The sequence below is a fragment of the Halobacillus halophilus genome, assembly GCF_020171985.1.
Taxonomy (GTDB): Bacteria; Bacillota; Bacilli; order Bacillales; family Halobacillaceae; genus Halobacillus; species Halobacillus halophilus_A.
In genome coordinates, this window is sequence record NZ_JAIVAL010000020.1 from 1 (window position 1) to 20,026 (window position 20,026).

General features: G+C 42.3%; 18 protein-coding genes and 2 tRNA genes. 2 read left to right on the forward strand and 18 right to left on the reverse strand.

Annotated features, from left to right (window positions below):
- Positions 1-348: 348 nt before the first annotated feature.
- The 13 genes from lysS to spoIIE form a co-directional block, all read right to left on the reverse strand.
- Positions 349-1,836, reverse strand: coding sequence for a lysine--tRNA ligase (gene lysS, locus LCM11_RS20110; protein ID WP_224896001.1), 1,488 nt, complete (start codon positions 1,834-1,836; stop codon positions 349-351).
- A 264-nt stretch (positions 1,837-2,100) separates the two neighbouring features.
- The gene (gene folK / locus LCM11_RS20115) at positions 2,101-2,598 is read right to left on the reverse strand and encodes a 2-amino-4-hydroxy-6-hydroxymethyldihydropteridine diphosphokinase (protein ID WP_224896002.1); all 498 of its coding nucleotides are present in this window, start codon (positions 2,596-2,598) and stop codon (positions 2,101-2,103) included.
- Complete coding sequence (gene folB / locus LCM11_RS20120; protein WP_224896003.1) at positions 2,595-2,960, reverse strand: dihydroneopterin aldolase; 366 nt, start codon at positions 2,958-2,960, stop codon at positions 2,595-2,597. The genes folK and folB overlap by 4 nt, the downstream gene beginning before the upstream one ends.
- On the reverse strand, positions 2,953-3,786 hold the full coding sequence (gene folP, locus LCM11_RS20125) for a dihydropteroate synthase (protein ID WP_224896004.1): 834 nt from the start codon (positions 3,784-3,786) through the stop codon (positions 2,953-2,955). The genes folB and folP overlap by 8 nt, the downstream gene beginning before the upstream one ends.
- Positions 3,787-3,918: 132 nt before the next feature.
- Positions 3,919-4,848 carry a cysteine synthase A gene (cysK, locus tag LCM11_RS20130; protein WP_224896005.1) on the reverse strand — a complete coding sequence of 310 codons (930 nt, stop codon included), beginning with the start codon at positions 4,846-4,848 and terminating at the stop codon, positions 3,919-3,921.
- A 197-nt stretch (positions 4,849-5,045) separates the two neighbouring features.
- A complete protein-coding gene (gene hslO, locus LCM11_RS20135) occupies positions 5,046-5,927 on the reverse strand; it encodes an Hsp33 family molecular chaperone HslO (RefSeq protein WP_224896006.1) in 882 nt (293 codons plus the stop codon).
- Between the two features lie 6 nt (positions 5,928-5,933).
- Entirely contained in the window at positions 5,934-6,725 is a 792-nt protein-coding gene (locus tag LCM11_RS20140; RefSeq protein ID WP_224896007.1) for a type III pantothenate kinase, read from the reverse strand.
- A gap of 126 nt (positions 6,726-6,851) precedes the next feature.
- Positions 6,852-8,903, reverse strand: coding sequence for an ATP-dependent zinc metalloprotease FtsH (gene ftsH, locus LCM11_RS20145; RefSeq protein ID WP_224896008.1), 2,052 nt, complete (start codon positions 8,901-8,903; stop codon positions 6,852-6,854).
- A 118-nt stretch (positions 8,904-9,021) separates the two neighbouring features.
- Positions 9,022-9,561, reverse strand: coding sequence for a hypoxanthine phosphoribosyltransferase (hpt, locus tag LCM11_RS20150; protein WP_224896009.1), 540 nt, complete (start codon positions 9,559-9,561; stop codon positions 9,022-9,024).
- 11 nt (positions 9,562-9,572) lie between these two features.
- Positions 9,573-11,015 (reverse strand): tRNA lysidine(34) synthetase TilS, encoded by a 1,443-nt coding sequence (gene tilS / locus LCM11_RS20155; protein ID WP_224896010.1) that lies wholly within the window; start codon positions 11,013-11,015, stop codon positions 9,573-9,575.
- Between the two features lie 36 nt (positions 11,016-11,051).
- The gene (locus LCM11_RS20160; RefSeq protein WP_224896011.1) at positions 11,052-11,975 is read right to left on the reverse strand and encodes a lipopolysaccharide core heptose(II) kinase RfaY; all 924 of its coding nucleotides are present in this window, start codon (positions 11,973-11,975) and stop codon (positions 11,052-11,054) included.
- On the reverse strand, positions 11,956-12,693 hold the full coding sequence (locus LCM11_RS20165) for a vWA domain-containing protein (protein ID WP_224896012.1): 738 nt from the start codon (positions 12,691-12,693) through the stop codon (positions 11,956-11,958). The genes LCM11_RS20160 and LCM11_RS20165 overlap by 20 nt, the downstream gene beginning before the upstream one ends.
- 63 nt (positions 12,694-12,756) lie before the next feature.
- Positions 12,757-15,204 (reverse strand): stage II sporulation protein E, encoded by a 2,448-nt coding sequence (spoIIE, locus tag LCM11_RS20170; protein ID WP_224896013.1) that lies wholly within the window; start codon positions 15,202-15,204, stop codon positions 12,757-12,759.
- Positions 15,205-15,486: 282 nt separating this feature from the next.
- Here spoIIE and LCM11_RS20175 point away from each other — a divergent pair.
- Together LCM11_RS20175 and LCM11_RS20180 are read left to right on the forward strand one after the other, a co-directional pair.
- Positions 15,487-15,560, forward strand: a tRNA-Met gene (locus LCM11_RS20175).
- A gap of 45 nt (positions 15,561-15,605) precedes the next feature.
- Positions 15,606-15,677 (forward strand) — tRNA-Glu (locus LCM11_RS20180).
- 542 nt (positions 15,678-16,219) lie between these two features.
- Here LCM11_RS20180 and LCM11_RS20185 read toward each other — a convergent pair.
- The 5 genes from LCM11_RS20185 to yabP form a co-directional block, all read right to left on the reverse strand.
- Positions 16,220-17,593 (reverse strand): aspartate aminotransferase family protein, encoded by a 1,374-nt coding sequence (locus LCM11_RS20185; protein ID WP_224896014.1) that lies wholly within the window; start codon positions 17,591-17,593, stop codon positions 16,220-16,222.
- A 142-nt stretch (positions 17,594-17,735) separates the two neighbouring features.
- A complete protein-coding gene (locus LCM11_RS20190; protein WP_224896015.1) occupies positions 17,736-18,131 on the reverse strand; it encodes a S1 domain-containing RNA-binding protein in 396 nt (131 codons plus the stop codon).
- Positions 18,132-18,206: 75 nt separating this feature from the next.
- Positions 18,207-18,590, reverse strand: coding sequence for an FtsB family cell division protein (locus LCM11_RS20195; RefSeq protein ID WP_224896016.1), 384 nt, complete (start codon positions 18,588-18,590; stop codon positions 18,207-18,209).
- A gap of 16 nt (positions 18,591-18,606) precedes the next feature.
- Positions 18,607-19,197 (reverse strand): spore cortex biosynthesis protein YabQ, encoded by a 591-nt coding sequence (gene yabQ, locus LCM11_RS20200; protein ID WP_224896017.1) that lies wholly within the window; start codon positions 19,195-19,197, stop codon positions 18,607-18,609.
- Positions 19,194-19,499 (reverse strand): sporulation protein YabP, encoded by a 306-nt coding sequence (yabP, locus tag LCM11_RS20205; RefSeq protein ID WP_014641371.1) that lies wholly within the window; start codon positions 19,497-19,499, stop codon positions 19,194-19,196. Before yabP ends, yabQ begins: the two co-directional genes overlap by 4 nt.
- Between the last annotated feature and the right edge of the window lie 527 nt (positions 19,500-20,026).

Consider the following 20,026-nt stretch of genomic DNA (forward strand, 5'->3'; position numbering starts at 1 on the left):
GCACACCGAATGTGCTTGTTTGAATTCCTTCTATATTGAAAGAATATCTTGACGTACTGGTTGGTTCGTTCAGTTTTCAAAGATCAAAAGTTTTCGTTTGCCGCTTCAAAACAGCGACTCAATAATCATATCATTGTGACTCGTTTAAGTCAACAACTTTTTTAAATGATTTTTGGCTTGCCGTTGCCGGCTTGCCGTGCTGTCTTAATGCGACAAGTAATAATATACCACGCTGAAATAATGTTGGCAATACCTTTTTGTATATTTTTTTCTAATCATATTTCCATTGAATCAAAGAGAACCCCCGGAGCCTGTCAGCCGGGGGTTCATAAAACCATCTATTCCTTCTTAAGATTCTCGGTTTCTCATCTGAGGGAAAAGCAATACATCTCTAATGGAAGGAGAGTCTGTTAAAAGCATAACGAGCCGATCAATTCCGATTCCTAAACCACCTGTTGGCGGGAGCCCATATTCCAATGACTCTAAGAAATCCTCATCCATCATGTGGGCTTCATCATTTCCTTCTTCCCGCTCTTTCAACTGAGCTTCGAAACGCTCTCTTTGATCAATTGGATCATTAAGCTCGGAAAATGCATTGGCATGCTCCCGCCCTACAATGAACAATTCGAAACGATCTGTAAATCTTGGGTCTTCCGGATTCTTCTTGGCAAGTGGCGAGATTTCAATAGGGTGTCCGTAGATAAACGTAGGCTGAATCAATTTATCCTCCACATATTGCTCGAAGAATTCGTTGACGATATGACCAAAAGTCATGGAGTCCTGAATTTCAACATTATGCTCTTCAGCTAATTCCCTCGCCTTTTCATCACTCATATCCTCAAAGAAATCAACGCCTGTATATTCCTTAATGGCATCGACCATGTGCAATCGCGTCCACTCTGGTTCTAAATTGATTTCCTGGTCGTTATACGTAACCTTCGCAGAACCAAGAACCTCTTTTGCAATATGGGCAACCATGTTTTCTGTCAGGCTCATGACATCATGGTAGTCAGCATATGCTTCATATAGTTCCAGCATTGTAAACTCTGGATTGTGTCGTGTAGATACTCCTTCATTACGGAAAACGCGTCCTATTTCATATACTTTCTCCATACCGCCTACGATCAGACGCTTCAGATGGAGTTCAATGGCAATTCTCATATAGAGCTGCATGTCCAATGCATTGTGGTGAGTAACAAATGGACGTGCGGATGCTCCGCCTGGGATCCCGTGCATCAATGGAGTTTCTACTTCTAAGAAACCAAGACCATCCAGGTACCGGCGCATAGATTGTATAATTTTGCTCCGGGTAATAAACGTATCACGGCTTCCAGGGTTAGTAATCAAATCTAAGTAGCGTTGACGATACCTTTGTTCTACGTCCTGCAAGCCATGAAATTTTTCCGGAAGAGGACGAAGAGCCTTTGTCAGCAAGTGGAACTCGTCCGCTTTCACGGAAAGCTCCCCTACTTTTGTCTTAAACATAACTCCAGTTACTCCTATTATGTCGCCAAGGTCAGCTGTGTTAAAAACTTCGTAAGCTTCCTCTCCGATTCGATCTTTACGAATGTAAAGCTGAATTTGTCCACTTACATCCTGAATATGAGTGAATCCTGCTTTCCCTTTTCCACGTTTAGTCATAATTCGACCAGCAATAGTTGCAGGGAATTGTTTCTCTTCAAGTTCTTCTTTACTATACTGATCGTATTTCTCGATGAGATCTTCCGCGAGATGAGTACGTTCGAACTTGTCGCCAAATGGATCCAGGCCCTGCTCCCGGTAAGTATTCAGTTTATCTCTGCGCACCCGCATTTGTTCATTGAGTTCTTCCGACATTCTAATCACTCCGTTCCCTTATCTATTGTAAAAGTAAGCCGCTTCAATAATAAAAACTGCCAGCTTCGGACTGGCAGTATTCTAACTATGATTTAGTATAGAAAAGACGTCGAATTGTGTCAACGCCGACACTCCGTGCATTTTCCTGGTTCTTTATCCTTTTCAAGTCTCTAAAGGATGTTTACGTATCTTCATTATAGCCACTTTTTTATTTTTCAATCGAACAATGCCGTCCATATGAAGCATAGCTGCATCGATTCACGATTATACCCTTCCCCATACTCTCATACTTTGGACATCTTCCTCCGGCAAATCTTCCAGAATCTCTTCCGCTTGTTTCGTTACACACGGTATTTGTACTTTTGGATTCAATTCTGCTAATGGCACCATAACAAAAGCTCTGTCCTGCATATGTGGGTGAGGAAGAACGAGGCGCTCTGCTCTCATATTTTCTTGATTATATAGTAAAATGTCAAGATCTATTGTACGCGGCCCCCACTTCACCACTCGTTTTCGTCCCAATTTCTTTTCAATGGACTGGCAATGATCAAGTAATTGTAAAGGAGGCAGAGAGGTTTCAATTTGTATAACCATATTTAAGAAATCATTCTGCTCAGTATAACCTACTGGTGCTGTTTCATATACTGCTGATTTTAAAACCACCGTAATCTCCGGGTGATCATTTATACTCGCCACTGCTTTTTTTAAAAATTCTTCTCTCTTAGAAATATTGGAGCCGAGTGCGATATACGCTGTATTCATTCGGTACGACTCCGGTGAATTTCGATAGCCACCGACTGATAGTGGCCAGGTATAGGAGGGTCCGGTTTATAAACTTTCAGGCGGCATCCTTGCACGGGGCCGAACTGATGAAACAACTCAGCAGAAAGTTTTTCTGCGACCGTTTCCACTAATTTATGAGCTTCTCCTTCGACTACTTTTTTACAGGTTTCATAAATCGCGCCATAATCGACAGATTTCGTCATGTCGTCCGTTTCAGCAGCAGGCTTTAGATCTAATTCAAGTTCAGCATCTACATAAAAGCGCTGCCCCAGTTTGTTTTCTTCGGGAAAAAGACCATGATATCCCCAGAATTCCATTTGATTTACATATATTTTATCCATCGTAACCTTCCTTTCCCATCATAGCATCCATCATTTTTGTCATTCGAGCTATAGATTTCACGTCGTGGACCCGGACAATATGAACTCCCTGAGCAATTCCGTAACAAACGGTAGCTCCTGTACCTTCCATACGTTCATCCTTAGGCAAATCCAAGATGGTTCCTATAAATGTTTTCCGAGAACTGCCCAGCAACAAAGGATATCCCATAGATTCAAACTGGTGAAGATTACGCATCACTTCTAAGTTCTCTTCTTTTGCTTTGGCAAATCCAATCCCTGGATCGAGCACAATGTTTTCCTCTTTAACTCCTGCTTGCTTGGCGATCTTAATGCTCTCCTTTAAGTCAGCTTTCATATCGTCAATTAAAGATGTGTAGATTCTATCTTTACGATTATGCATTAAGATTACCGGCACATTATATTCAGCCGCGACCTTCGCAATGGCCGGTTCTTTTTTAGCGCCCCACACATCATTAATAATGGAGGCACCTGCTTCAATCGCCCTCCTGGCAACTTCTGATTTATACGTATCTATCGAAATAGGCAGATCCACTTCATTGTGAATGGCCTGGATGATCGGAACAACCCGCTCAATCTCTTCTTTTTCGCTGACCGGTTCATGACCAGGACGCGTTGACTCCCCGCCTATATCAATAATATGTGCCCCATCCTTTTCCATAGCAACCGCACGCCGCACGGCTCCTTCCACCGTGTTGAACCTGCCTCCGTCTGAAAAAGAATCCGGGGTAACATTTAAGATGCCCATGACTAATGTTCGTTCGGATAAATCATATGAATAATTCTGCGTTCTTAGCTTAAATCCCATAGCCGGTACCTCTTTCTTTAAAAGCTTCTTTCCCTATCTTACAACATTTTTTTATTTCTATCACTTACCGTATCTATTTGTTATTCCCATAAAAAAATACGCCCTGTTAAAGAGCGTATTTTTAAGAATAAATTATTCGTCTTCTTCAAATTGATAAAGCGGCGTAGAGAGATAACGTTCCCCATTACTCGGAATCACTGCTACGACTTTTTTACCTTTACCAAGTTTCTTAGCTACCTGTCTAGCCACATGAATGGCTGATCCGGAAGAAATTCCGCCTAGAATACCATCCTTACGGGCAGCTTCGCGCGCAGCCGCAAAAGAATCTTCCGTGTTAACTTGATGAACTTCATCGTAAATCTCTGTATTCAGGATGCCCGGTACAAAACCGGCTCCAATGCCCTGAATTTTATGGGGGCCTGGGTCTCCTCCCGACAATACAGGCGATCCTTCTGGTTCTATCGCATGAATTTGAATATCAGGGTAGTGTGCTTTCAATACTTTTCCTGCACCCGTAATCGTTCCACCTGTACCAATTCCTGCAACAAACGCATCCAGTTGGTCACCCATCTGCTCCACAATTTCAGGACCCGTCGTTTTTTCATGAATTCTCGGATTAGCTTCGTTATTAAATTGCTGAGGCATGAAATAGTTGTGCTGTTTTTGAAGTTCAGCTGCTTTCTTAATTGCTCCTTTCATACCTTCACTACCCGGAGTCAAAACAAGATCGGCACCATAAGCACGCAGAAGATTACGACGCTCCTGACTCATGGTATCCGGCATCACAAGAATGGATTTGTAGCCTTTAGCGGCAGCAACCATAGCGAGACCGATACCCGTGTTTCCGCTTGTCGGTTCAATAATGGTATCGCCTTCTTTAAGATCTCCGGACTTTTCTCCTTCTTCAATCATCGCTAATGCGATACGATCCTTTACAGAACTACCCGGATTCATGTATTCCAGTTTCAAATAAATGTCCGCGCTATCTTCTTCTGCAGACCCATTCAATTTTACCATCGGAGTCTGCCCGATCAGTTCACTTACGTTATTAACAATTCTCATTTTTACACCCCTAAAACCAAGTATTTTGATAGGATTTAACTCTAATGTACTGAAGGATGAGCATATTGTCAAACATTTCAATTATTTATTCATATCGTTCCCTTCAAAAAAAGGGCGAAACAAGATTCTTGCATGAATGGTGCACAAGAGTTGTTCCGCCCCTCTGTCTACCTATAATTATACTTCGAGGTAAACGATTATTCAGCTTCCTGAGATTGCAGGTCTTTTAATTGATCGACATCAAATTGATAATCCTCATTACAAAAATGACATTTAGCCTCTGCCCCTTGATCTTCTTCAATCATACGTTGAATTTCTTCATCCCCAAGGCTTGCTATAGCCACTTCTACACGCTCACGTGAACAATGACATTTGAACTGCACAGGCATCGTATCCAATATTTGCAGCTTATCTTCTCCAAGCACCGTTTGTAAAATTTCTTCAGGACTTTTTCCCTCCTGAACTAGACTTGAAATGGCCGGCATCTCTGACAAGCGCTTTTCAATTTCACTAGTAGTGGCATCGTCCGCCCCAGGCATCATTTGGATAACAAATCCACCTGAAGCAAGTATGGAATAATCCGTATCCACTAGAACTCCGGCACCTACCGCAGATGGAACTTGTTCGGAATTGGCGAAATAATAAGTGAAATCTTCACTTATTTCACCAGAAACGAGTGGCACCTGCCCCGTAAAGTGATCTTTCATACCAAGGTCCTTAACGACGCTTAAGGTACCATTAGTGCCAACTGCACGAGCTACATCCAGCTTTCCATTTTGGTTTAAATCAAAATCTACGTGAGGATTAATAATATAGCCGCGTACTTCGCCTCTTGCATTTGTGTCGGCTATAATAGCCCCGGCCGGGCCATCACCTTCTACTTTCACCGTAATTTTATCCTCCCCTTTAAGCATAGCTCCCATCATGGAACTAATGGTAAGGGTTCGACCTAAAGCAGCAGAAGTCGTCGCCCATGTATCCTGTCTGCGCCGGGCTTCCTCTACGGTATCCGTTGATTGCACGGCGTAAGCTCTTACTTGTCCATCAAAAGCCAGAGCGCGTACTAAATAATCTGACATGGCTCATCATTCTCCTTTGAATACTTTTTTTCCTTTATTACGCTGATATATTTTATGAAGACCTTTTAAAGTTAGATAAGGATCTACATGATCAATAGTCCTCGACTGACCGGCAATCAGTGTAGCCAACCCTCCTGTCGCAATGACTGTAGGGGTAGACTCAGCTGTTTCTTTCATCCGTCGGACCACTTCATCTACTTGCCCAACATACCCATAAAAAACTCCAGATTGCATTGCTTCTACTGTACTTTGCCCTACGACGTTATCAGGACTCTTAATTTCAATTTTAGGGAGTTTAGCGGCTTTAGCATACAAAGCTTCCATCGAAATGTTAATGCCCGGGGCAATGGCACCTCCCATATATTCTCCACGTTCGTTAATATAACAATACGTGGTGGCTGTACCAAAATCTATGATGACGAGTGGCAGTGCATAATCCTCAATGGCTCCTACTGCATTAACTACGCGGTCCGCCCCAATCTCTTCAGGATGCGGGTACTTCATTGCAAGGCCATGAGATACATTTCCTTCCCCTATAATCATGGGCTGCTTTTTAAAATAATAACGAGACATGCGGTCAAGTGCAAACATTATAGGCGGTACGACAGAGGAAATAATTACACCGTCCATATCCTCAAATGTTAACCCCTCATGATCAAATAGCGATTTAATCAACATGCCATATTCATCTTCCGTTTTATGTCGATCCGTTTTTATTCTCCAATGATAACTTAAAGATCCATTGTCAAATACCCCGAGAACGGTATTCGTATTACCTACATCAAGAACAAAATTCATGCTTACAGCCTCCTGCCTCATTTCCTTCGGCTACCATCATATCACAACTGACCCATTACTTGCCCACAAGTGCGCACACGAAAAATGTCACATCAGCCATTAAGGCCGATGTGACATGTTACGCCGTTAAGAACGACGATCTTCAGAATCTGATTGGCCATTGTCGTCTACTTGTTCAGTAGATGGGGTTTCCTTAGTCGACTCTGACTCTTGTGCTTCATCTGTTTCTTTTGATTGAATATTAACTCGTACATCATCGTCATCACTAAAGTGATCTTGACCTGATGAAGTATTGTTCTTAATTTTTGCGTTGTTCTTACGTGCGAGTTCTTCCAGTTCTTCATCTGTCGGAAGACGTTCTTTGTCAAACAGGGAACGAATTTGAGTGGCGTCAAGAGTTTCTACGTCAAGTAGAGTCTTGGCAATCAACTCAAGCTTAGATTTGTTATCTGTAAGAATCGTTTTCGCTCGATCGTAACAATAATTAATAAAGTTTTGCACTTCTTGATCAATTTCATAAGCAATCTGATCACTGTAATTTTGTTCATTTTGGATATCGCGGCCTAGGAATACCTGACCACCTGAGTTAGAACCAAATTGAAGAGGGCCGAGTTTTTCACTCATGCCGTATTCGGTAACCATCTTGCGGGCAATACCAGTGGCACGTTGGAAGTCATTATGAGCTCCTGTGCTCACTTCACCAAATATTATCTCTTCAGCCACACGTCCACCGAGAAGACCGGTGATTTTATCAAACAATTCTGGTTTAGTCATAAAGTAGCGATCTTCTTTAGGAAGCATGACGGCATATCCGCCAGCTTGACCACGTGGCACGATCGTTACTTTGTGAACCATGTCGGCATCATCCAGAACCATTCCAATAACAGTGTGACCACTTTCGTGGTGAGCCACGATGTTTCGTTCTTTATTGGAAATTACACGACTCTTCTTAGCTGGGCCTGCAATGACACGGTCAATTGCTTCATCCACGTCATCCATATCAATTTTATTCTTATCTCCGCGGGCTGCTACAAGAGCTGCCTCGTTCAATAAGTTTTCAAGATCGGCACCTGAGAAACCAGGGGTACGGAGAGCGATCGTTTTCAAATCAACATTTTCAGATAGTGGTTTATCTTTTGCATGGACTGCGAGTACGGCCTCACGACCTTTAACGTCTGGACGGTCTACCGTGATTTGACGGTCAAAACGTCCTGGACGAAGAAGGGCAGGGTCCAGAATGTCGGGACGGTTAGTAGCAGCGATAATGATAATTCCCTCATTAACACCGAAACCATCCATCTCTACTAGTAATTGGTTCAACGTTTGTTCACGTTCATCGTGTCCTCCGCCAAGACCGGCGCCACGCTGACGACCAACGGCATCGATCTCATCAATGAAAATAATGCCTGGAGCGTTCTTCTTCGCGTTCTCAAATAGATCACGTACACGAGAAGCACCGACACCGACAAACATTTCTACGAAATCTGAACCACTGATAGAGAAGAATGGAACTCCCGCTTCTCCTGCCACCGCACGAGCAAGTAAGGTTTTACCTGTACCAGGAGGTCCTACGAGAAGGACACCCTTAGGAATGCGGGCACCTACGGCAGAGAATTTACGAGGATCTTTTAGAAAGTCTACAACCTCTACAAGTTCCTGCTTTTCTTCGTCTGCTCCGGCTACGTCTTTAAAACGAACTTTTTTCTTGTCTTCCGTGTACATCTTAGCCTTACTTTTACCAAAGTTCATGACACGGCTTCCGCCGCCTTGAGCTTGATTAAGCAAGAAGAAGAATAAGATGAAAATAATGATAAACGGGATGATCGATGTTAGAAATGTCACCCATGCGCTAGGCTGCTCTTCTTCTTCAACATTAAGAACACTTTGTTCCTGAGCGGTTTGGGTAATATTTGAGACGATTTCATCGTTTGCAGGGATTTTTGCTGAGAACTCCCCTTGATCTTCACCTTCTCCAGCCAGCTGTCCGGTGATTTGAATTACACCATTTACAGGCTGAATGGTCATCTCTTCAATTTGACCATTATTTAATTTATTGTAAAAATCATTTACGTTCAACTGCTGCTGTGGCTCACCTTGACCTCTAAATAGACCGACGACGCCGATAACTACGAGGAAGATAAGTAAATAAAATATAGTATTACGAAATATCCGGTTCATTGCCTACCTCCTCCCAAGCGAGAAAAACTATAGTAAATAGTATCATAACAAAAACGGACGACACAACTAATTACCCTCAATCCTGCAGCTTCAAAACTCATAATCACCGATTGATTTTTCATCCGCCGTAAACTTCCGGCTTCAGAATTCCAATGTAAGGTAAATTGCGGTACTTCTCTTGATAATCTAACCCATATCCCACAACAAATTCATCGGGTATTTCAAAACCAATCGTATCTGCCTTAATATGAGCAGTACGACCGGCAGGCTTATCAAGCAGGGTTACGACTTTAATGGAATTCGCCTTACGGTATTTAAATAAGTCTACTAAGTAGCTTAACGTCAATCCACTATCAATGATGTCTTCTATAATTAAAATATCCCGACCTTCCACTTTCGTATCCAGGTCTTTAACAATTTTAACTTCTCCAGACGATCTTGTACCACCGTGATAGCTTGAAACATCCATAAAGTCCATCTCCAGATGGATTTCTACTCTTTTCAGTAAGTCTGCCATAAATGGGGTTGCGCCTTTTAATACTCCGACGGCTAACGGAAATCGGTCCTTATACTCTTCCGTTAAGTGGGCTCCCATCTCCTTACACTTTTCCTGAATTTCTTCTTCAGAAATCAGGACTTTCTCAATTTCGCTGTGCATGTCTGCTCCTCCTACGTTTCTGCTTTATTTTCATAATGCAACCGAAGCCAAGTGCCTGAAGATCCATCCGTACTTCCCCCGCTTTTTTTTAAGCCGACCAGCCATAGAATCTCTCCACTGCTGTCTGTTACAAGCGGCCAAGTATTGCGCAAATGAGCCGGTATTTTCTGGTCAATAAAAATATCTTTCACTTTTTTTGAACCATTCATTCCTCTCACACGCATTCGATCTCCATTCCGCCTCGTTCTTACAATAAAGGGCAATTTTACGTGATGAGCATCACATGTAAAGACAGAATCTCCCTCTTTTTCCTGAGGACTGCCCCACTCAGCATATAAATGAGCACCATCAGGAAGAACGACTGTTTCTCCAGCATTAAGGAAATATTCATACTTATCTTCCTCGTCTGAACGGTCAAAAGAAAGTGTCACTTCATCATAAGCGCGAACGGCTTGTAAACCTTGAGGAAAGTCCAGCTTTGCATTCGGTTTGTGATCGTATAATAGGTTCATAAACATTTCCTCATGCAAATAGGAAATATCTTCAGTTTGGTTAACATACAGATAGTTCAATATTAGATGAAAGGCACTTCTTTGTAAAGCAAGTGGAAACGTTTTAAAAGTCGATAAGGAGAATTGTACGATTTTCTTCATATTTGAAGAAAAATACATCGTATCCAATACTTCTCCTGCCTGCTCCCTTATGTATGCCTGGTCTTCCCTCATTCTTTGACTCATTGCCTGCATATGAGAATGGAACTTTGGATTCTGCTCCTTCAGAAAGGGCATAACATGCTTACGAAAAGCATTTCTTGTATAATTGGTCTCCTCATTTGAAGGATCTATCCGTGTCCTCACATGATGACGGGCATTATAATCAGCAATTTGACTCTTGGATAAAGATAGGAATGGTCTTACAAGTTTTCCTCTTCCAAATGGCCGCTGAACCGGCATTCCTTGTAAAGACTCAGGACGGGCACTGCGAACCAGCTGCATCATCATAGTTTCGGCTTGATCGTCTCCATGATGACCCATAGCCAGTACATCTGCTTTTCTTTCTTCCATCATTCTCTCAAAAAACTGGTAACGTAAGTAGCGGGCTGACTCTTGAGTTCCCGTTCCGGCCTCACTTCTGTATGAATGGACATCGACAGAAGCGCCCGCAAATTCAATACCCCATTCTTCACATTGATTTTTCACAAATTCCAAATCATCCTTAGACTCCTGTCCTCGCAGTCCATGATCTACAGAAACACCAATGATCTTCAGGTTCCAGGAGTTTTTAATGGAACAAAGGAAGTGTAGAAGAGCCATGGAGTCCGGTCCTCCTGAAACAGCTGCCAGTACGGTTTGATGTGGGGAAATAAGTTGATGTTCTTTTACAAATGAATGAACGATCTGCTCCATGCGAAGATCACTCCTGTTAGATTCAAACTGCCTGCTTTCTTTCTCCATCGTACCACTCTTATCACCTTCTGCAAAAGAATACACTTATATCCAGAAACTAAATATTGAAAATCCACAGAATACCCCTGCGACTGCAGATAAAGCCAATAGCTCACCCCAGTCAGAGGAATGTTTCTGAGCTTTTATCTGCTTTCTGGAAACAGGTGTTCCTTTTGCTCGTTTCATGACTATATAGGATAAAGCTTGTTTCATTTCTGAAGCACTTTGAAACTTCCCTTTCCACACTCCAGCAATAAGAGAATGATAAGGTTTCAGATCATTAGAGGAGGCAAGCTTTGCTGCAAGCGTCCTTCTAGGATGAGCCCCTTTTTCAAATTTATTCGGTTGAACCATCTCTAACATAATCATGGTTACGGCAAACAAATCATAAGAAGGTTCGGCTTTCCGTGAGCCAAATCCCCAGTAACCCCGATCATAAAATTCTGTGTACTCTTTAATAGCCCGGCCAATCGCTGTAACGCCTCCTACATCAATCCATCGCACTTTTGAATTTGACATTAACAGATTATCCGTCTTCAAATCTCCAAAGACGAATCCCGCTTTGTGAAGATGCTCCAGATCGGTTAAAAGCTGAATGGTACATATTCCGATCCATTCCTTACTTTTCCCTCTTAAAAAATCAGACAGTGGTACCCCTTCTACATATTCCATAACATAAAAAGGGAAAACTTGAAGAGACGGTGCTTTCCAATCATCCACATCAATAAAAGCAGGCCCAAGTTTCACCCCTTGGACCTTACTGAATTTCTTCAACATATTTACCTCAAGCATCATTCTGGAGCTGTCTTTCCCTACTTTGAGGGCTACCTTTTCCCCCTGAAGATTATGGCATAAATACACGGCGCCGCAAGCTCCCGCTCCAAGTTTTCGGATCACTTTATATTGATGACCATTCCACTTTCCTTGTAAATATGTCCCGGGAAATAATTTAAAATCCTGTTTCTTCATAAGGATCTTCTCCGTCCTGTATGCTTCTGAAAATAGGTTTCTCAGTAAAGGCATAGAGAGCTTCTTTCAGCGCAGGACCCGTAGGCGTATATCCACCGCTTGAAAGTTTAGAGAAAACACCATTGATCTCTCCTAGTTCCGGTGTCCATTTAATGACCCGCCGGATCGTATGTTTTACATCAGGAAATGTATAAATACTGAATTGATTTGATCCGGTACGTGCATTGAGACTCAATGAAAGATCATAAAGCGCTTCTTTCACGGTAGGTAATTTATGCTGCATGCTCGCACTTGTATCCACAAGTACAAGTACTTCAAGCTCACATGCCTCACCTAAATCTTCCACCACTTCTACCACTTCACTCCTGGTAGCAGGCGGCAGCTCTTCAATACTCTGGCCCTCTCCCAGAATTTCCTGTAATTCTTTATTAACGACACCCTGAATGGTTTGAGTCATGGCTTGCCTCGTAACCATCTGCACGGTTTGGGACAAACTTTTCTGATATACAATTTGACTGACGCCTCCACCTGCCTCAGCAATCGATTCAACTTCTTCAAGCCCTTGAGGCTTCTCCTTCTGCCGATCGTCAAGAACGCCAATCACATTGACCGTTACTCCCTGATTTCTAGCCAGAGCCGCTACGGCTATAGGGTCTTCTCCATGGTTCGAGCATCCATCCGTCAATAATAGAATTTGTTTTAAACGCCCTGCTTTCATTTCGACATCCCTCCTGTTTCGTTGCTTCCATCTTCGCCGAAAAGGAGGAATCTTATACGCCGGTTAAGCCTGTTTTTTCTCTGTAGGGATAGAAGACCACTCTGGCATATACCGGTCTATTCTCGCTACAAGAATCGTCATATCATCATTGATGGAACCTCGATGGGTACGAATCACCTCTTCCAGTAAAAGATCAGCTACTACCTGAGGATCGCTGCTGTAAACCTCCTTTATTTTTCTCTTAAACCAAACCTCTACATTCTCTACGTGATTAGGACCTTCTAATATCCCATCACTCAGCATGATTAGCAGATCGCCTGCCTTCAACTGCTCGTTAGTCATATCCACATCCACTTCCGGTATAATACCCATCGGCAGGTTACCGGACTCGACCGTTAAAATCTGATCTCCTCTCTTAATAAAGCTAGGTGTGCTTCCCACCTTTATAAATTTGGAAGTAGCTTTATGCAAATCGATGACAGCTAAATCCAGGGTTGAAAATATTTCATCATTCGTACGCAGCGATAATATGGAGTTTATCGACTGGATAGCTACGGATTCCTGCATACCCGATTGCAGAATCTGCTTCAACAGTCTCAGCGTTTCCATACTCTCTTCGTGAGCACGTTCACCATTCCCCATTCCGTCGCTGATCGCGAGCGCATATTTCCCCCTTCCTAATTCCATCATGGTAAAGCTGTCTCCCGATATAAATCCTCCTCCTTTAGCTGCATGGGCTGCGCCTGTTTCAATAGCGTAATGTTTAGCTGAACCAAACGTTAAATAGCACCTGCCATTAGGATAAGGAGAAATCTCTTCCATCGTAACCACAATTGTTTCCCCTAAAATATCCGATAGCACAGGTGCAATAATCTTCGCTCCTTCCCCTCGGTAATTATTGATTTCGACTACGAGCTCTAAATCAATATTTCCGGCATCCAATGTATAGATTTCAAGTTTTTGAATATCCATCCCCATTCTTTCTAAGGCGTTATATATAATTTGTTCTTTTTGTTCGTGATGTTCTCTTTCCTTTACTATTTCTTTAGCAAAAGTACTCATTACATCGGAAACGCCCTGAAGCTGCTCAGCTACAAAGCGGCGGCTTTCCAAAACCTGTTTTTTTAATTGTTTGTTTGCATGATAGAAGGACAATTCGTGGTTCATCGTATCAATTAACTTCTGTGATTTTACACAGTGTGCGTCCACGTTTTTCCGGGTCATCCTGGTGGGTTCCCCTCTTTCGTCCAGCTCCATCATTAAACCTGTCATTAAATCATGAGTCTCATCAAACTGATTAACCCAGCATTTTTCCTTCTTAAAACAGGATTGACAGGTTTTTTCTGTTACATGACTAAGAAAGTAATCAATTTCTTCTGTGCCTTCTACAGCTTCATTAGAATGGTCTAGATCATTGAAACTCTTAGAAAGCGCTTTAAAAACATCAGAGAACTTACCTACTCGTACAGCGGTAACATCACGCACCTTTTGTAAGTATTTTTGTTGTTCAGAATTATGCTCTTCTGTACCTGGAATATAACGGGATAGACGTTTAACCCAGGAATTCGGAGTCAACACAAATAAAATAATGGCCCATCCCGAGGCCCATATCGAATCGGACAGCCCTCCTCCACTGGATACATAAAATCCAATTAATAACGTACCTACTGCAAGCCCCGCACTCACCCCCAGTTTTTTACCCTCTTTTAATAAACCTCCTAATAAGCCTGAAAATGCTAGCAGGCTCATTTGATAGATATGATCCATATTAGATAAGCTAAGTACAAGTCCCGTAACAACACCAACCGTTGAACCAATGGCAGCCCCTGCAATATAAGCAAGAAGAATTACCAGGTAGCGTGCGAAGACATCGACCACCGCTACACCTTGAATCTGCCATCCAATCATTCCAGTTAACACGGAAGCTAACAATATAATTAAGCAGACGATTTCCTCATTTTTTAATGTTGGATGATATTTTTGCGGTGATAATAAAGGAAGACTCTGCATAAATATTAGTACAAGTATAAATGTAAGAACTCCTTCAGCTAACATCAAAGTAAGTTCGTAAAGCTGCCATCGATCGAGTAATGCGAGGCTTGCCGTACGGGGAATCAAACTTGCTACTAAGGCAACAGTTGGCAGCCATTTCTGGGGGTGACTTGTTCTGCGCAGCGCCAGACTTAATAGCAAAAAAGTCGTCGATGCTCCTACTACGAACCCTGCATGGGTGAAACTGTAGGTAGACGCCCCTGCCGCCATCATAATCGTAACCGGCAAGACTAAAGGTCTTTTTAACCACCAGATCACGGCTAAAAATGCGACCGAGAATGGTGCCATAGAAGATAATATAATGGCTCGTCCCAATAATAAGGAAAGCACCATGTGGAAAACGCCTTTGTCCGCCATAAACGAAAACATTCCCAGTGAAGCTTTTTGTAACCCTCTACCTAAACTAGACTGCTTAAGTGTTGCCTGACGATCTTCACGCTTCATCACCGTACCTGACATTTTTTCATCACTCCTTTTGTTATTGAACTTTATTAAACCACATGAAAGACAAGCATTTTGTCAAAACAACAGGAGAACAGAAACAAAAACTTCGATGCTTTTTTCAAGAAGCAAATGCCTTTCTACAAAATCTACCTGCCCTCCTCCCTTATCCATTCAAAAACCACCTCCATTCCCTATCGAAATTTACATACTAGTCTGATATTTTTATTTTTTATTGACAGTTTTTTTTTCATGGTGTACTATATTCCTTGTGACTTTGAACACAACATATTTTCTTATGGCGGTGTAGCTCAGCTGGCTAGAGCGTACGGTTCATACCCGTGAGGTCGGGGGTTCGATCCCCTCCGCCGCCACTATTTTCAGATTTAGATAGCTGCAAAAAAGCTGTTTACATATAAGGCCCGTTGGTCAAGTGGTTAAGACACCGCCCTTTCACGGCGGTATCACGGGTTCGAATCCCGTACGGGTCATCGAAACATTCTTGTCCTAAAAAAATGGACCCTTCCTTAAAGTTTAAGGAAGGGTCCATTTTTTTAATTAAAAAGCTCTTAAGAAAAATTATTGTTAATTTTTTTAAGAGCCTTATTACGCAATAGGGTCGGATTGTGTAAGGATAACTTGGGTCCGTTACTTAATATAGAGAAGGGATGGCTGCGGAAACAACTCGCTTTCCTGCGGGGGAACTGGCAAGCCTCCTCGGTCGTTGTCACTCCCTGTGGGGTCTCGCCTAGCTCCTTCTCCCGCGGGAGTCTCGTCGTTTCCTTCGCCCCCCCTATGATGGAAGGGTGAACGGACCCTTCCATCATAGGGGATGATTGATCCGCCTCAAATGCTTCTATAGCAGTGATTATAGACACGTGAACGTTCGTTGTTGTACGTTTATCTCCATCAATAAACTAGGACGTTTTAAACATGATTTCGAGTTCCACGGGAGCTTAACCTTAAAAACAACACGAAAGTTTTCTTGCCTCAGCAATTACTCATGGAAAAAGTGTCGTTTGCCCAACTACCATCATTTCACAACATTTTCAATCGCTTGCTTATGAGCTTGTACTGTGCGTTTTAGATCTTCTTCACTATGCGCCGTAGAGAGAGAATAGCGATTGAGAGGTTTAGTATAGATCCCCAGATTTAATAACTCATAGTCCAGTTCTTTTCGTAAGGAAGTGTCTGCTTTCTTTAAATCACGGTAGTTCTTAATAGACTCCTCTGTCAGAATAATATTAAAAATACTCCCTCGCCCCACCGTTTGCATCGGAATGTTATAAGCTTGATATAATTCTTCCAGCTCGTTTCGAAGGCGGTTTGTTTTATCAAATAAATCTTCCAACATACGGTCTTCGTCCAATAGTTCAATAGTGGCCAGACCGGAAGCCAGAACGGTAGGATGACCATTATAGGTGCCACTGTGGAATAAAGTATCATGCTTGGCTCGCTGATCTGTCCCTGCTGTTAAGATATCTCTCGAACCATCTGGAGAAAGAATATCCATGATTTCTTTTTTTCCACCTATCGCCCCTACGGGAAATCCTCCACCAAGTACTTTTCCAAGTGCTGTAAGATCCGGGGTTACTCCATAACTTTCTTGAGCTCCTCCAAGAGCTAACCGGAATCCCGTTTTAACTTCATCAAAAATTAACAGGATACCAAGTTCTTCCGTCAGAGTTCTTACCCCTTCTATAAATGTTTGATCAGCAGGTATGAAACCTCCCTGTACTGGTTCCATGATGATTGCAGACACTTCATCGGCTCTTTGTCTTAAAATCTTCTCAGTGGCGTCTAAATCGTTAAAAGGAAGGACGACTGTATTCTGCTGGTAGTAATCAGGAATTCCTAAAGATTCGGGTACAGCATTTGGCGAAGATGGATCCCCTGCTGCTCCGTGATCTGGATTCACACTCATGAGTACCTGATCATAACCGCCGTGGTAATGCCCTTCAAACTTGGCGATTTTTGACTTACCGGCATAGGCCATAGCCGCTCGAATCGCAAGCATGGTAGCCTCTAGTCCTGAGTTGGTAAATCGGACCATCTCAATACTGGGGTATAAAGATACGAGCTTCTCAGCCATGACTGTCTCGAGCCGGTGAGGCGTTCCGAAAATCGTGGTTCCCGCTTCTCTCATCTGTCCTATAGCCGCATCAAAAACCGCCGGGTGTCCATGCCCTGCTATTAAAGCTCCATAACTTAGTAAGTAATCAATATATTCATTTTGATCTACATCATAGAGCTTGCTTCCGTCTCCCTTTTCCATAACGATTGGATGAGGGTCTATGTGTTTAATGTTAGCAGTGACTCCTCCAGGGATTACTTCTTGTGCTTTTTTATGAAGCTCCCGGGATGTTGCTGTATTATGTGATATGAAATCTTGCCTATTCAATGCCAATCCTCCTATGATCGTTAATTTCAAGCTATAATAACACAATATAAACAAGACAAAAATAAAATATAAAAAAACCAGCTCCTATTTTTTGGGAGCTGGTTTTTATTAAAACGTGCATCTTTTACTCATTGTCCTAGACAGCAAGCTATCCTCTTTTAGCACCTCGACCTCCACGTTTGGATTCCGTGTGCTTTTTCAGTGATGCTAGACGCTCGTCGCTATCCTTCATAAACCTGTTCATCTTCTGTTCGAAAGATTCAGCCGGTTTACGAGGCTTTTGAGGACGACGACTTTGGCTTTGTTGGTTTTCTTTCGCTTTTTTGATGGACAAACCAATTTTCCCATCATCTCCAACATTAATGACTTTCACTTCCACCTCATCGCCCTGGCTTAAGTGTTCATTAATGTCTTTTACATAGTTGTCGGCAACTTCACTAATGTGAACGAGACCGGTCTTCCCCTCCGGGAGTTCAACGAACGCTCCGAAATTAGTGATACCTGTTACCTTACCCTTCAGCTTGCTGCCTACTTCAATTGACATAAAAAAAATGCTCCTCCTTAAAATTTCGATAAAAATATCCTTCTTACATATTATATATAAGCTTTGAAAAGGGTGTCAATATGAAGGGTCTTCATTCGGCATTTTAAATATGATTTCGCCCTCTTTTGAATAGAAATAATTGGTTCTGGCAATTTGCAGAACGTATTCTTCATCATTCAATAGCTTGATTTCCTCATTCAAATCTTTTTGTTCTTTTTCCAACGTGCTCATTTCCTGATGAAGTTCTTCATACTTCTGGTGCTTATCCGCGTACAGCGACTGTTGGTTGACGTGGTAAATCACCATAGAGCCAGCAACGATCATCACTAAAAGGGCAAACATGACAAGACGGCGAACTAGTCGCTTTTTCTTTTTCTGGTGTCTTTCCATGTACGCATCGTAGTGCTTCATGTATGTAGAATCTAAGCGAGCTACTGACTCCGATTGTGTTTTTGCCATTTGCGTTCGTCCTCCTTTACTTACGGAATTTTTTAATCCAATTGATCCCTATATTCTTGATTTTATCCAAAAACCCTGCTAAACGCCTTAAGTAATTTCTCGTGTTTTTCGGCAATAATCGCCAAATCAAACGAAAAATAACCTTAATTGGATAAAATGCGACAAGAAATAATAAGAATATACCTTTTAAAAGTATCTTAAAAATCCCAATAAGTAAAGTGATAATTAGGAAGAAGATGGATTTTAACGGGATAAAAATTAAATGGAAGAATATTTTTTTAATGCCGCGTAAAATAGAAGTAACCACCCTGATCCATACTTCAAGCATTTTCATGTAACCCGATTGAAGTATGGCGCGATAAGCTGCATACCCGCATAGCACTGCTAAAAACACATAGACACGCAGCTCACCATAATTAGCCAAATATAAAAGATAAAAAAGAAGAGCGGCTTGAGAAATCCAGAAGGTGAGCTGATAGATGATTTCAAACCAGCTCTTCTTATTCCTTTTATGGAAAAGACGTTCAAATGTGTCTAAAGAAGCACCTACAAATATTCCCCCAGCTATCATCGAAAGGATGGTAACAAATTGGGTTGTAAGCGTCATTTGAAGAGCTTGCTAAATAATCCTTTAGCTTTCTCCCCTTGATGCTCGTCCAAGTAAGACATGTCATATATTTTCCCTTTAATGGATACAAGACCTGAGTCGAGATCTAAATTTTTCATTTGGAGATTCTGGCCTCTGACCACTAAGTAACCCATGGAAGTCTGAAGAAGAAATTCCTCGCTATCAAAACTGTCCACTTCTTTCACGCCTGAAATTTCTATGTTTCTTCTGTTCCATATTTTCACATTATGCTCGACCTGCGGCTGGCTGCGCAAGTTTTGGTTTTTATCGTAACCTTCCATCTGTACCGCCTCCTTCTCTAGTACAAGCTATGAGAAGAAAGGGGCATTTAGAACGTGGAAAGTCAGTCAGAAAATAAGTTTACATTTCTAGATCTAAAACACATGGCCCGCTAAATATCCACGTTGATTATTAAATAAAAGCCCCCGATTGCGTAAGACTTGATTTCGAGATAGTTGGGGTCCGTTGCCAAAAAAGGATGAGGGCGGCTAAGGAAACAACTCGCTTTCCTGCGGCCCTACTAGACGTAGGGTCGATCGACGTTGCCACAGGACGTAGCGACTTTAGTCGATCCTCCTTTAACAACAAGCCTCCTCAGTCGCTAACACTCCTTATGGGGTCTCGCCTAGCTCCTTCTCCTGCGGGATAGACATGATCGGTGAGACCCCGGAGAGCTTTAGCTCGAGGAGTGGACCGGCTACAGTTGGTTGGACAGGTTGGTTAAGGTCAGATAGACTGAATTAATACAAAACACGAGGAGCTTCCGTTATGACCCCAAGAATTCGACGTAACTTCACCCAAGAATTCA